Origin of the sequence: Bradyrhizobium lablabi (assembly GCF_900141755.1) — a bacterium.
Classification (GTDB): domain Bacteria; phylum Pseudomonadota; class Alphaproteobacteria; order Rhizobiales; family Xanthobacteraceae; genus Bradyrhizobium; species Bradyrhizobium lablabi_A.
Genome location: NZ_LT670844.1, coordinates 5,941,298 through 5,955,029 on the forward strand (window position 1 = coordinate 5,941,298; position 13,732 = coordinate 5,955,029).

General features: G+C 60.0%; 13 protein-coding genes. 3 read left to right on the forward strand and 10 right to left on the reverse strand.

What is annotated here, in order from left to right:
- Positions 1-138 precede the first annotated feature (138 nt).
- From B5526_RS27830 to B5526_RS27840, 3 genes are all read right to left on the reverse strand, one after another.
- Positions 139-939, reverse strand: a complete 801-nt coding sequence (locus tag B5526_RS27830) for an ABC transporter permease (RefSeq protein ID WP_079542988.1) — start codon at positions 937-939, stop codon at positions 139-141.
- Positions 936-1,541 carry an ABC transporter ATP-binding protein gene (locus tag B5526_RS27835; protein WP_079542989.1) on the reverse strand — a complete coding sequence of 202 codons (606 nt, stop codon included), beginning with the start codon at positions 1,539-1,541 and terminating at the stop codon, positions 936-938. The genes B5526_RS27830 and B5526_RS27835 overlap by 4 nt, the downstream gene beginning before the upstream one ends.
- Before the next feature lie 150 nt (positions 1,542-1,691).
- Entirely contained in the window at positions 1,692-3,188 is a 1,497-nt protein-coding gene (locus B5526_RS27840) for a flavin-containing monooxygenase (protein WP_079542990.1), read from the reverse strand.
- Positions 3,189-3,557: 369 nt separating this feature from the next.
- Here B5526_RS27840 and B5526_RS27845 point away from each other — a divergent pair, with 369 nt between their 5' ends.
- Positions 3,558-3,857 (forward strand): HU family DNA-binding protein, encoded by a 300-nt coding sequence (locus B5526_RS27845; RefSeq protein ID WP_079542991.1) that lies wholly within the window; start codon positions 3,558-3,560, stop codon positions 3,855-3,857.
- Between the two features lie 499 nt (positions 3,858-4,356).
- Here B5526_RS27845 and B5526_RS27850 read toward each other — a convergent pair whose 3' ends face one another.
- From B5526_RS27850 to B5526_RS27880, 7 genes are all read right to left on the reverse strand, one after another.
- The gene (locus B5526_RS27850) at positions 4,357-4,599 is read right to left on the reverse strand and encodes a DUF2934 domain-containing protein (protein WP_079542992.1); all 243 of its coding nucleotides are present in this window, start codon (positions 4,597-4,599) and stop codon (positions 4,357-4,359) included.
- Between the two features lie 498 nt (positions 4,600-5,097).
- The gene (locus B5526_RS27855; protein WP_079542993.1) at positions 5,098-6,111 is read right to left on the reverse strand and encodes an alpha/beta fold hydrolase; all 1,014 of its coding nucleotides are present in this window, start codon (positions 6,109-6,111) and stop codon (positions 5,098-5,100) included.
- 22 nt (positions 6,112-6,133) lie between these two features.
- Complete coding sequence (locus B5526_RS27860; protein ID WP_079542994.1) at positions 6,134-7,318, reverse strand: amidase; 1,185 nt, start codon at positions 7,316-7,318, stop codon at positions 6,134-6,136.
- Entirely contained in the window at positions 7,315-8,931 is a 1,617-nt protein-coding gene (locus tag B5526_RS27865) for an ABC transporter ATP-binding protein (RefSeq protein ID WP_079542995.1), read from the reverse strand. Before B5526_RS27865 ends, B5526_RS27860 begins: the two co-directional genes overlap by 4 nt.
- Positions 8,928-9,755 (reverse strand): ABC transporter permease, encoded by an 828-nt coding sequence (locus B5526_RS27870; protein ID WP_079542996.1) that lies wholly within the window; start codon positions 9,753-9,755, stop codon positions 8,928-8,930. The genes B5526_RS27865 and B5526_RS27870 overlap by 4 nt, the downstream gene beginning before the upstream one ends.
- Before the next feature lies 1 nt (position 9,756).
- Positions 9,757-10,728: an ABC transporter permease gene (locus B5526_RS27875; RefSeq protein WP_433994601.1), complete on the reverse strand. Its 972-nt coding sequence runs from the start codon at positions 10,726-10,728 to the stop codon at positions 9,757-9,759.
- 3 nt (positions 10,729-10,731) lie between these two features.
- Positions 10,732-12,348, reverse strand: a complete 1,617-nt coding sequence (locus B5526_RS27880) for an ABC transporter substrate-binding protein (protein ID WP_154071488.1) — start codon at positions 12,346-12,348, stop codon at positions 10,732-10,734.
- Here B5526_RS27880 and B5526_RS37985 point away from each other — a divergent pair.
- Positions 12,333-12,674, forward strand: coding sequence for a hypothetical protein (locus B5526_RS37985; RefSeq protein WP_154071489.1), 342 nt, complete (start codon positions 12,333-12,335; stop codon positions 12,672-12,674). The genes B5526_RS27880 and B5526_RS37985 overlap by 16 nt on opposite strands.
- 74 nt (positions 12,675-12,748) lie before the next feature.
- Complete coding sequence (locus B5526_RS27885) at positions 12,749-13,477, forward strand: SapC family protein (RefSeq protein ID WP_154071490.1); 729 nt, start codon at positions 12,749-12,751, stop codon at positions 13,475-13,477.
- The last annotated feature ends 255 nt before the right edge of the window (positions 13,478-13,732 follow it).

The following is a 13,732-nucleotide window of genomic DNA, read 5'->3' on the forward strand; positions in this document are numbered from 1 at the left end:
ACGAGAAACGCGCAACGTTGCCGGCAATCTAAGTATGGAACGTCCGCATCTGGCGCGAAGCGGACATTCGCGGAATGTTTGATTTGGAATGTCCGCCCATGGTGGCGAAGCAAAGCAGAACGGGCAATCGCGCCTTGATTAGGATCTATTACTCAGCCGGTCCAGACGTAATCGCTGGCGCTGGTCTGTCAGACGCCACGCCGCCAGATAGGATACGACCAACGCGGACAGTCCGCTGCCACCGGACAACAGGAACATTAGCAAGATTTGATATTTGACAGCCTCGAGAGGATCGAGACCCGCTAGAATTTGTCCCGTCATGATTCCCGGCAGCGTCACAATTCCTGCTGCCGACATTTGATTGATGATGGGTAACAGGCCTCGCCGGATGGCTTCGCGCACCAGCGGCGCGATCGCTTGGCGATAGGCTTCACCGAGCGACAGTCGTGCTTCTATTGCCTGTCGCTCGCGGTGGACCGACCCTAGAAAACTATCCAGCGACAAACTGGCGGAATTCAGAACGTTGCCGAGAATGATGCCCGCCAGCGGGATCGCATAGTGTGGATCGAACCATGGCTGCGGCCGGATCGCCGTCGTCAAGGCAAGGATCGCCGTGACGAAGGTGGCAAAGCCGACACTGACAAACCCGATCACGAGGTTTGTATGGCCCCTGAACCGGCGCTCCGGTCGGGCCGCCACCTCGCGCGCGGCGACGAGCATCATGACGACAACAAGGAGCAGGGTGGCTGCCGGGTTGTTCAGGGAAAAGATGAAACGCAGCACATAGCCTATTGCAACGAGTTGCACGACCATTCTCGCCGCGGCGATAGCGATTTGGCGATGCAGCCGAAGCCTGAGCCAGATTGAAAGCGCCGCATCGAGGATAATCAAGGAGGCGGCGATCGAGATGTCCAGCGGCGTTAGCAGAATTGGATTCATGGCATTTCCAGATGTCCTGCAGCCATTCGATAGTGCTGATTGCCCAAGCGCTCGGCCTGGTTTGGATCGTGAGTGACCAGCAGGATGGATGCTCCCGTTGCCATTCGCTCCCGAAGGAGCGCCTCGACCCGAACGACCGATTCCTCATCTAATGGGCCGGTCGGTTCGTCCAGGAGCAAAACAGGTGGATCTGGCAGTACGGCCCTTATCAGCGAGAAGCGTTGCTTCTCACCGGTAGAGAGCTGCGCAATCGGGGCGTCCAGAAGATCGACGCGAAGCCCAAGACGAGCCGCCAGGCCTTCGACCTCGCTTCGTCTGTTTACGGCGAAGTGTTCGATCACTCTGTCGGTCCACCACCCCGACTCCGCGGACACGTACGTGACCTGCTTTCGCCACGCCGGGGCGGACATCGAAGCGCGTTCCCTTTCATTCAGCCAAACCTCACCTTCGTTGGGGTCGAGGTCGGCGATCATGCGAAGAAAGAGACTTTTGCCAGATCCCGATGAACCGGTAATCACGGCACACGTACCTATGCCGAGACTCAACTCGAACGGCCCGGCGAACTCGCTGCGGAGCTTTTTCACACGGAGTGCCGCTTCCATCGAATTTCCTTGTCTTTCAGCGGCCCTACCTGTGTCGCCAAAATTGCTGCACCTACAATCAAGACTATCCCTCTGTCGAATCAGTTGATGCCACCCGAGCTGCTGTTACGCCGCCGCGGCGATGAGCGCCCTTGACGGCGTGATGCGAAGTTACGACGCGAAAACCCTATAGTCGGGAGCCGACGCCAGGAATCGGGCGTAGGCGTCGGCATCGGGCGGAGTGAATTTTTCTGCCAATGGTTTGCGGCGGCGCAAAGTCGCTCCCATGTCATCCAGAAGCTCATCGAAATGCTTGAAGTGATAGGGCGCGACGCAAAGTCCGCCGTAAACGCCTGCCGCCGGCCTCTCCACGCGTTTAAAGTGCAGCATCATGTCGATATTTTTGTGCATCTCGTCGTCGGTCGGTTGTTTTGCTAATTGACTGTCGGCGTAACGCACGAGCCAGTTGGCGGCCATCTCGGCACAGAGGACCGTGCAGAAGCTCGAATTGAAGCCCACAAAACCCATGTCGGGAAGATCGGGATTGGCGATGAAACGATAGAGCCGATACTGGCCATCGGCTTCTACAAGCTTGGCGCGATAGACGTCCGGTAAGAACGGGACGCCAAGCTTGAAGCCGATAGCGAGGATCGCAACGTCGGCATCAACACGTTCACCACCGGTCATGACGATTGTTTTGCCATCATAGCGTTGGAATGTGCCGCGGATGGCCTTAATCCGGCCATCGGCCACCATCGGAAAGAAGCCGGGCGTTGCGATCGGAACCGAACAATTGACTCCATCCTCGATGCGTCCCGTGGGGACCATGTCGCATTTTTTCAGCTTCAACTGAAACTTCAGGAGGGCCTCAAGCCCACGCCAATTTGCCCACACCAGGGGCTTGGCGATCGCATGGGCCACGCGTGACGCAGCGCTTAGGCCCCAGGCGCGGAACATTTCTTCCTGAGCGCGGATGTAGAGAATACGTTTGAAATTGATTAGCCCGCCGATGAAGTAGGGAATTCGCCAGACCGGTTCGAGGTACACCATCATCACTTCGCTCGCGCCGGCGTTGACCGAGTTGACGGCTATGTCCGTTGCCGATTTCGAGCCCCCGAGCACGACGACCTTCTTGCCTTTGACCAGCATTGAATCGGTATGTTGTGCCGAATGAAGTATTTCCCCGCCTGCGGCCTTGAAATCGTCTTCGCCAGAAATGCTTAGGGTCCGTCGTTCGTTGAACTGGCCTGTGCAAACCGCGACGAAATCGAAGTCTTCCTGGGCGGTGCTGGAATCGGGATTTCGAATCTTCAGCGTCCAGCCGGGCAAACCGGAGTCGCGACGCGCCATGCCAACTACCGTGGTGTTGAAGCGCATACGCGGCATCAGTCCATGGTCTTTGGCGTAGTCGGTCAGATAAGCATGAACTTGAGGCCCATTCGGCCATTCCGGGTAGGAGTTAGGCATTGGCTTGTCGGTATATCGATAGAGATCTTTGGGGCTTTGGGTCTGCACTTCGGGATAGGAACGTGCGGGCTCCCAGACACCACCAAGATCGCGGCTACATTCGAGTATAGTTACATTGTGCCCGCGCGCTTTGAATACCTTTGCTGTGGTAAGGCCTGCAACGCCTGCGCCGATGACGCAAATATTCTTCTGCTTGACCATGACCCCCTCCTAATTCGAATGCAGCGGAACAGATTGCCCGCGTGAGATTTTTTGAAAGATACATCGAAGCTAACCTAACCGGTAAAGGTTACTGTGCGCATCGACTGGTTGCGCCAGTTTTCGGTCACCATCCAGTCGGCGAAAGCAACCCTTGGAGCGAAGCGGCAAGAATCGCTTCCGTGGTTCCCTGGTGCTTCCCCGCCACTATTTGGGAGGGTCAGCCCAAGGGCAGGGGCTGGAAAAGAGGCGGGGCGGTTCGACTTACTTGAGCGACGAAAAACTCGTCAAAGCTCAACAAATCTGTGCAGAAGGCTCTAGGTCTTCTGCCGTTCGTTTATTGTCTCCTCGGTACGAATCAAAGGAGACACGATGCCTACTCAAATGTCCAAATCACAGTTGATTGACAAGATCGCGACCACCACGGAGCTTGCCAAGCGCGACGTAAAGCACGTCATGGATACTCTGACTGATGTCGGTCACAAGGAGCTGAAGAAAAACGGGATCTTTCTCGTTCCAGGTTTTGCAAAGTTCGTCGTCATCAAGAAACCGGCCACCAAGGCGAGGAAGGGCACCAACCCGTTCACGGGTGAGGAAATGATGTTCAAGGCCAAGCCGGCACGGAAGATCGTAAGGGCGAGGCCCGTCAAAGCCGCAAAGGATGCTGTCTAAAGTAAAGGCCCCCTAACGGGGGCCTTTTTGTTCGAGCGTCTTAGTTCCTGAGGAGGAATCAACTCGAACCTGGCAAGTATGCTTTGAGCTCTAAGCATTTTACAAGTCGCCAATGAAGGTTCAAGGTCCTTTCGTCGCTCTTCTTATTCGCTGGTTTACTTTGAGCCAAATCGAACCTCTGTCGGGCTGCATCACCCGATCGTCAGTCGTTCGCTTGATCCACTCCGGGGATTTCAGTGAAGCTTGTTGCGAAGAACTGAGCGCCATCTAGAGTTCTTGCGTGTCAATTGCAGCCTTTCGCAAGTCTGTTACGTCAGTACGGCAAGCGCAGAAACAACAAGTGATCGCACGTCGCTCGTGCCATTATCTTGTAACCTGGAAGTCTCGTTGTACGACCGCTTATGGCGCGAAGCAGTCACTCACCCCGATCGACAGTTTTGAGACGGCGCTGAAGCGTTAGTCGAGCATACCTTCTGCGGCAGCGGGCTGGACCTTTCCTTTAAGCCGCGCGTCGTTTTCCTTTTGCCTTTGAAACAGCTTTAGCCTTCCGCGGCTTTTTGTCAGATGGGGTGGATACGGCGGGTGTCTCCGCAATCGTCACACGGGCGATACCTCCAAGAGATCTCGCCAAGACTTCGCGCTGTGCAGCCAGCCAGTGTGTGTCGGCCCGTCCATCGCGACAACCATCAGCGATCCACAGATGGTACGCACGTTCGCGAATGGACTGTTCCAGATCCTGCATGTGCAGCTCCTACGTTTTCGATGGGAGCAATTTTGGCGGCACACGTTTAACAAAAGGAAAACACGCGAACAGATGGAACGGGCAATCCCGTTCGGGACCAAGATCGGCTACGACAGGGCGTCTTACCTTCATAGGCATCTAAGATGATCTTGAATATTTGCTTGGCAGAATCTTCTGGCCAACCGCGCTGATGTACATCCTTGACACTCGTGCCAATAGCCTCATTCTGATCACGGCCTTGCGCTTTGGCCTGATACGCTGATCGATATATTGGCTCCCAAGCGTGACAATCACTGAGGGGGCCCGTGTCGGCCAAACCGAATGTGGTCACTAGGGCAGGCGCTGATCGACCGGCGGCTCTACCTGCCGGAAAGCTGGGCGCGGGACGCCGAGCGCCGGGCCAAGGCGCAGGTGGGAGCTTTATTGGGGTTCAAACCAAAGCCAAAGCAGGCTGCGTTTGCGGCTCGCGCGTTTCGCTGCTTGCCCAAGAGCCGGGCTTTACCCCAGCAGCAAATCCGCGACCCTCGCCTTGAGAAAGGCGGCATCTGCCGGATTGGCGCTCGGATTGCCCGCGCGATGACCCCACACACTCGGGATTGACCGCAGGGTCCCGGTTGCAAGATGGGGAAGCTCGGCCGCATTATCCGCAACGCGGAAATAGAGATCCGTCTCGCTCGGCATCAGGAGCATTTGCGCCTTTATGGACTGGAGCGCTTGCGTGAGATCGCCGTTGTAAAGAGTGTTGCCGCTGATATCGCCGTGAAACCAAGCGAGTGCCTGCGCATAGAGGTTCGCCGCGCGGCATTGCGAAAACCGCTCGGCCCAATTGGTGCGGACGAAGGTTTCGAGATCTGGCGCGCCAAGCGCGCTTTTGTAGAGGCCGGCACGGTAGAAATCCTGGCTCAGGCCCCAGGCGGCATAAATGTGGCCAAAGGCCTTGAGCGCCAGCACCGGCTCGCTCGAAAAGCGGCCATTGCCGGTATGCTCGGGCGCGGCTTCGAGCGTGCGCAACAGGCCGGACAGAAAAACTTTGTTGTGATCGGCTGTGCGGGCGCTGCCGCAGACGACGAAGGCGCGTTTCACCATTTCGGGGTAGAGCGCCGCCCAATGATAGGCCTGCATACCGCCCATCGAAAATCCATAAACGGCGGCGAGTTTGTCCACGCCGCACATTTCCGTGACGAGACGCTTTTGCGCCCGAACATTGTCGGCGACGGTGACGAGCGCGGGATAATCCGGCGTCTCCGCCGCGCCGGACGATTCCCCGTTCGAGAACATGCCCACGGCGATGATGCACCAGCGCGTGGGATCGAGAATGCCCTCCGGCCCGATCAGCCAGGACATATCCGCGAGACGCGCGGAATAGCTGCTGGGGTAGAGAATGAGATTGTCGCGCTTGTCGTTGAGCGTGCCAAAGCGCTGCCAGGCGAGCGAGGCCTCGCGGATCACGCCGCCTTTTTCCACGGCAAAATCGCCGAGTGCAAAGGTGCCCGTCTCATTCTCCCAATTCAAGGCTCTTCTCCCGGATATCCGTCTACGCCTTTTCGGCGGCCTGCTCCTCGAAAGCAACAGCGACACGCAGAAGATCGAGGTCCGACCCGCGAGCGCCGATGATCGAAAGCCCCACCGGCGCGCCACCGGCCGTTGCGCCCGGAAGATTGACCTGCGGGACGCCGGTGAGGCCGCCCTGGCTGGTCAGGCAGCCGATGCGTTCGCGCAAGGGGTCCAATTGGTGAAGCGGAAGACCTTTTTGGGGCGCCGGAAACGGTGTCGTCGGCAGGCAGAGGATCGTGCCGGGCGGCAGCAGCAGGCGGAGCCGGGCGCGGGCTTCCATCCGCATCAGGCTCGCGGCATTGCGCTCCGCATCGGTCATCATCGAGCCTTGCAACAAGGCCCGCGCCACGCTGAAGGCGAGACGCGGATTATGGCCGTCGAGCCAGGGCTGGAACGTGCGCCAGGCCTCGCTCCCTTGCAAAACACGTTGCGCGCGCTGCCAGATCGAAAGGCCCTGCGGCGCCAATGTGACATCGCGCCTTTGGCCAATCAGCGCCGCGAGACGGCTGACGGCTGGGGCGAGCGCCTGCTGCACATTCTCATCCGCGAAGCCGAAGGCATCCTCGGCCACCAAAAGCGTCGTGGGCAGCGTGACGGGCAAGTCGCTTCCGAACAAAACCTCGCCAACACGCGCGAACGTCGCGGCATCGCGCGCGAACCAACCGCAGGTATCACTGCCTGGTGCCTGCACGGCAATGCCGGTGAAATCGATCCGCCCATGCGTCGGCCGGATGCCGTAAAGGCCGCAAAAGCTCGACGGCACGCGCACCGAGCCGCCCGAATCGGTGCCAAGCGCGAAATCGCAGGCCTTGGCGGCCACGGCCGAGGCCGATCCGCTCGACGAGCCGCCCGGCACGCGGCCGGGCGCCGCCGGGTTCAACGGCGTGCCGTCATGCGCGTTCTCGCCGAGAATGCCGAGCGACACTTCGTCGGTGATCGTCTTGCCCGCGACCGAGGCGCCGGCATCGAGCAGGGTCTGCACGGCCCATGCGTGACGGGCCGGCGTTGGGGCGAAGCGCGGCCAGTCGGGATTGCCGCCGCCGGTCGGCACGCCGGCGACATCGATCAGATCTTTGACCGCGAAACTGAGGCCGGCGAGCGGCCCCGCCGCCGCACCCGGCACATGCGTGCGCGGGCCGGGCACAAAAGCTCCGGTCAAGGTCATGACGCTTTCCGGTCTTGCCAGGTGCCCCCAGGCACGGCGGCGAACAAGGCCTTGGTATAGGAATGCTGAGGATTAAAAAAGATCTCTGCGGTCGGCGCCACTTCGACCACCTCGCCTTGTTTCATCACGGCGATGCGGTCGCAGACTTGCAGCGCGACGCGCAAATCATGCGTCACGAAGAGCATGCTGAGATGCAGCCGCGACTTGATATCAGCGAGAAGAGCCAGCACCTGCGCTTGCACCGACACGTCGAGCGCCGAGACCGGCTCGTCCGCGACGAGCACTTCTGGATGCAGCGCGAGCGCGCGGGCAATGCCGATCCGCTGGCGCTGGCCGCCGCTGAACTCATGCGGAAAACGCTGTGCGGCGGAGGGGTCGAGCCCGACGAGGCCGAGCAGTGCTTGCGCCTCCTTGCGGGCTTTGGCGGGCGGGGTGCCGTGGATGATGGGGCCTTCCGCGATAATGTCGATGATGCGCTGCCGCGGATCGAGCGAAGCGTAGGGATCCTGAAACACCATTTGCACGCGTTTGCGGACCGGGCGGAGCTGGCGGCGCGAGAGCTGGGCGATATCCGCGCCGCCAAGCAGAATTTCGCCGCCGTCAATCGGCATGAGCCGCGTGATGGCGCGCGCCAAAGTGCTCTTACCTGAGCCGCTTTCCCCGACGAGGCCGAGCGTCTCACCGCGGCGCAGTTCCATCGTCACGCCGGCCAGAGCACGCGTGACACGCCCGCCGAACAGGCCTCGCGCGCCATAGGTCTTGGCGACATCGCGCGCCTCGACGATGAACGGTTGCGTATTCGCCGGCCGCGCCGGCGGCGGCACGCGCTTTGGCACAGCGGCGATCAAGGCCTTGGTATAGGGATGGCCGGGCGCGCCGAGCACGGCGGCGGCCGTGCCGCGTTCGACCAAAGTGCCACGCTGCAGCACCGCGACCTCATCGGCAATATCGGCGACGACGCCGAAATCATGCGTGATGAAGAGAACAGATGTGCCGTGCTCGCGCTGCAGCTCGCGGATCAGATAGAGGATTTGCGCCTGGGTCGTGACGTCGAGCGCCGTCGTCGGCTCGTCGGCGATCAACAGGCGCGGATTGAGCAGCAAAGCCATGGCGATCATCGCGCGCTGGCGTTGACCGCCGCTCAATTGGTGGGGAAACGAACGGATGATGCGGCCGGGTTCCGGCAGATGAACGCTGTCGATCAATTCGAGCACGCGGGCGCGGCGTGCGGCTTTCCCGAGCGGCGTATGGATGCGCAGCACTTCATCGAGTTGGCGGCCGATCGTGTGCAGCGGGTTCAGCGCCGTCATCGGCTCTTGGAAGATCATGCCGATTTTTGCGCCACGAATGTCGCGCATCTTGTCTTGCGGCGCGACGGCGAGATCTTGGTCTTCGAACAGGATGCGGCCGCTCCCGACGCGCACATGCGGGCGAGGCAGCAGGCCAAGGATCGAACGCGCAACGAGCGATTTGCCCGATCCGCTCTCGCCGATCAGGCATGTCACTTTGCCGGCGCGCAACACGAGATCGACATCGCTCACCGCATTGGCCCGGTCGGCGCCGGGCGGCAAAGCGATCGTGAGCTTTTCAAGTTCGAGAACAGTCTCGTTCATCGCTCACGCAGCCTCGGATTGAGGGCTTCGTTGAGCCCGTCGCCAATGAGATTGATGCCGAGCACCGTGAGCAGGATCGCGATGCCCGGAAAGGTGCAGATCCACCAGGCGGAGCGCAGCACCGCGCGTCCGGCGCTGATGATCAACCCCCAGCTCATGACATTGGGGTCGCCGAGGCCCAGAAACGCCAATCCGGCTTCGAGCAGGATAGCGGTGCCGATCAGCAGCGAACCGACCGCGATGATGGAGGAGGCGCAGTTCGGCAGCATATGATTGAAGATGATGCGCGCATCGCTGGCGCCGAGGCCGGCGCAGGCCTGCACGAATTCGCGGCCGCCGAGCGAGACGAATTCCCCGCGCACGAGCCGCGCGATGCTTGGCCAAGAGACGGCGGCGATGGCGATGATTTCGCTAGAGACCGAGGGTGAGAGAATCGCGACGATCAACAGAGCGAAAATGAAGGCCGGGATGGTCTGGAAGAATTCCGTGATGCGCATTAGCACGGTCTCGGTCCGCCCGCGATAATAGCCGGCCACCCCTCCGGCCACCGCGCCGAACACAATTGCGGCAAGGGTCGCGCCGACACCGATGATGAGCGAGGTGCGCGCGCCGTATGCGATTTCCGCCGCGACGTCGCGGCCGAGCGTGTCGGTGCCGAGCAGAAAGCGGCCGCCCGGCGGCTGCAAGGCGGGTCCGGCGAGTTTGAACGGATCGTCGGGGTAGATCACCGGCGTGAACACGACGAGCAGGAGCAGGCACAGCAGCACGGCCGCGCCGAACAGTGCCATCCGGTTGCGCGCGAACCGCGCCAAGCCCTGCCCCATGTCAAATCTCCATGCGCGGGTCGAGCATGACGTAGATCACGTCGACGGCGAGGTTGATGACCACGATCAGACAGGCCGACATAAAGAAGATTGCGAGAAGCAAATTGAGGTCGCGCGATTGCAGCGCGTTGAAGGCAAGCGTGCCGATGCCGGGCCAGCCGAATACGGTTTCCACCACGATGGAGCCGCCGATCAGATTGCCGGCCTGAACGCCGGCAATCGTCACGACAGGTAGCAGAGCATTGCGTAGGACATGACCTGTCATGATGCGGCGCTCGGTCTGGCCCTTGGCGCGCGCCGTCGTCACGTAGTCCATGCCAGTTTGCTCTAAAACGGAGGCTCGCATGAGGCGCGCATAAAGCGCGAGGTAAAACAGCGCGAGCGAGACGGCGGGCATCACGAGATGGCGAGCGACGTCCCAAACCTCGGCCCAGCCCTCGTGACCGGCGCCGACCGTGTCGAACCCGCTCGTCGGCAGCCAGCCGAGGCCAATCGAAAAGATCACGATCATCATGAGCCCGAGCCAGAATCCGGGCGTCGCATAGGCGACGAGGCTGATCAGCGAGATGATATTGTCGCGCCAGGAATTGCGCCCTGTCGCGGCAACGAGACCGAGGATGATGCCGAGCGCCACAGCGGTGCCGAAGGCCGTCAACATCAGCAGGCTGGTTGGCCCGAGCCGTTCGAAAATCAGGCTGCTGACATCGGCATCGTTACGGTAGGAATAGCCGAGGTTGAAATGCGCCATGTTCGAGACATAGGTCAGGAACTGCATGCCGAGCGACTGGTCGAGGCCGAATTTATGGCGCAGCGCATCCATATATTCGGGCGTCGCAGCACCACTCTCGCCGGCGAGCACGGAGGCCGCGTCGCCCGGCGCGAGATGGATCAACAGGAAGTTGAGCACAATGATGCCGAAGATCACCGGCAGCGCGGTGACGAGCCGGTATCCCATATAGCGGGCAAATCGCACGGCTTACGTTTCCAGCCAGGCCCGTTCGAAAGCTTGCTGCGTGCCGAGCGGCCCCGTCGTGTGATCGTGAAGCTTTCGATTGAAGACCGAGACATATTGCACGTCGATGAGCCAGACCAGCGGGCAATCCTCGGCAAGGATCTGCTGCGCCTTTTTGTACAGTACGGCGCGCTTGTCGTGGTCCGGCTCGCGCATGGCCTCGTTGAGAATGCCGTCGAATTCCGGATTGGCGTAAAAGCTGTCGTTGACGAAGGTCACACCCTTGCGGATCTGCGACGTGAGATATTGCTTGTTTAGACCGTAGACCGGATCGACGCCCTGGCTCAGGAAGGGCTCGTTAATGTCGTAATCGTAATCGGTATAGACGCGCCGCAACCAGGTGGCGGTGTCTTCCGAGCGTAGCGTCAGATCGATCCCGACGATCGCGAGCGCCTGTTTCAGATATTCGGCCTGGCGCAGCCATTGCTCGCCGAATGAATTGACTTCGAGATGCATGCCGAAGCGCATGCCGTTTGCGCCGCGCGGCAGGCCCGCGCCGTCGAGCAGCTTGTTGGCAATGTCGAGACGGTCGGGCACGTCGTATTTGCGCACATCGTCGGTATAGAACCCGACGGTCTTGAACAGACTGCTGAGCGGGCCTGTGGCCGGCTTGCCGTAGCCATACATGACATCGCGCAGGATCACCTTGCGATCGATCGCATAGGCGATGGCCTGGCGCACTTCTTTCTTGTCGAGCGGCGGGTGTTTGGCATTGAGTTCGAGCACGCTCAAGGCGGGCGTCATCTCATAGCCTTTCATCGTCGTATCGAGCATCGGGTTGGTCTTCATCCGCGCGAGATCGGCGTAATTGACGGCGCTGTACCCGGCGAAATGCGCCTCGCCGGTCTCAAGCGCGGCAGAGCGCGTCGCGGCATCGGGGATGAAACGCGCGATGATATGGTCGAGATAGGGCAGCCCCGGCTTCCAGTATTTTTCGTTGCGGTCGAGCCGCACGAACTGTCCGCGGTCCCATTGCCCGAATTTGAACGGCCCCGTGCCGATCGGCTTGTTGGCCGACGGATTCTGCAGGATCTGCGTTCCCTCGAAAACCGATTTGCACATGATCGGGAGATCGCGCCCAGCGAGTGCCTTCATGAGATAGGGCGCGGGATTGGCGAGAAGCAGAACCGCAGTCTTTTCGTCCGGCGTGTCGACGCCGGTCAGCTCGGCGAGCAGGAGCGGCGCGAAGGGATGATATTTCTTCAATATCTCCATGAAGGAGAATTGGACGTCGGCGCTCGTGAAAGGCTTGCCGTTGTGAAAGACAACGCCTTCGCGCAACTTGAAGGTAATGGACTTGCCGTCGGGCGCGATCTCCCAAGAGGTCGCGAGATTGGGTTGAGGATTCTGATCCCAGTCGTATGTCACAAGACCTTCATAGATCTGCGTGGCGATAGGCGGGATATTGCCGGCGGTCACGGCATAATGGGCAAGCGTCGAGGGCTCGGGCTGCACGATCATGACCATCGTGCCGCCCCGCACCGGCTCATCGGCCTTGGCGAAACCGTTGTAGATCGTGCCGGACGATGCGGCCAACCCGAGGGGCAAAGCCAGAGCGGTACGGCGTGAGATTTTTTTCAAAAGCGGATCGTCAACCAAAATGCGAGCTCCTCGATGGTGCCCGGGATGAAGCAATTGGCGTGCCACTTTTGCCGCTGCGGCAACCGGGCCACGGCAAAGTGAAGCATAGTGATGGCTATTTGGTTCAAGTGGCGAATAGACAGTGCGTCGAATATGTCGAGCCACATCGCAAGGCCATGATTGAGGTGGATTTCGGAAATTCGGTTGCCCGCGTTCCGGTTAGAAGGCCGTTTTTCGCGGAGGGCGAACTATGTGTTAGATTCAATCACGCGTTGCAACCGGAAAATATCGGGTTGATCGATCGTCGCGAAGTTCTTCATGTTTAGCTAGTTGCGGTCATGACAGAAAGAGTGTTTAACTCTTTATAGTCGAAGCAACCAATAGTTGAAGCGACAAACGCTTGTGGGGTGGCGTGCGTATGGTTGATAGCGTTATTTTCTATGGGAATATTATTCCGTTAGATCGCGATAATCATAGAGATTTCGTACTCGATATCGATGATGACCGGTTTGGATTTTCTGCGGGATCTCATCTCGTTCCGGCTGTTTTCGACGAGTTCGTTGCGGCGGCCCCTCATATTCCCGTCGTTTTTCTGCCTGGAGTCAACGCTCCCGTGCCGGTGTTCCTGGTGGGCTTGCGCGCGGGCAAGAATGTGCTGGTGAGCGCCGAGGGTCGCTGGCTCGGGAACTACATCCCGGCTTACGTGCGCCGCTATCCGTTAATGTTCGGCGAGATCGAGGGTCGCGCTCCGATCACCTGCATCGATTCGGCCTATACGCTGCCGAAGGGCAAGTCGGGCGCGCGTATCTTCACCGACGAAGGCGAGGAGATGCCGATTCTCGTCGAGCGCATTCGCCTCATGAACGAGTTCTTCCTCGCGGCCAAGCGCGGCGAGTCGCTCGTCAAGACATTGATCGATCTGGATCTGCTGCGGCCCGTCACGATCGACGCGAAATTCGAGTCGGGCGAGACTCTCGCTCTGCACGGCATGCTGACGGTCGATCCCGGCAGGCTCGACGAGCTTTCGGACGAAGACTTTCTTCGCTTGCGCAGGGAAAGCCTGCTGCCGGCGATCTATGCGCATATTTCGAGTCTTTCCTGCATCGACGCGATTAGAAAACTGAGCTGAACGACGTCGCTACAGCATGGGGCGGGGGAACAGTCCTTGAGGTGGCGAGCCCAAGTAAATCTGGGAACAAATGATTATTCCCCATAAGGGCTGATTATGCTTGCCACCGTCCAACGCGCCAGCAATGCCTCTCGGGGGGGCCGGCGTTCGCTGATGCGAAGCGTCTCGTGGCTTCCTCTCGCGGCAGCAGCTCTGGTTTCGAACACGATTGATGCACACGCTCAGGCGGTGAACATCGGCGGGATGCAGCCGCGG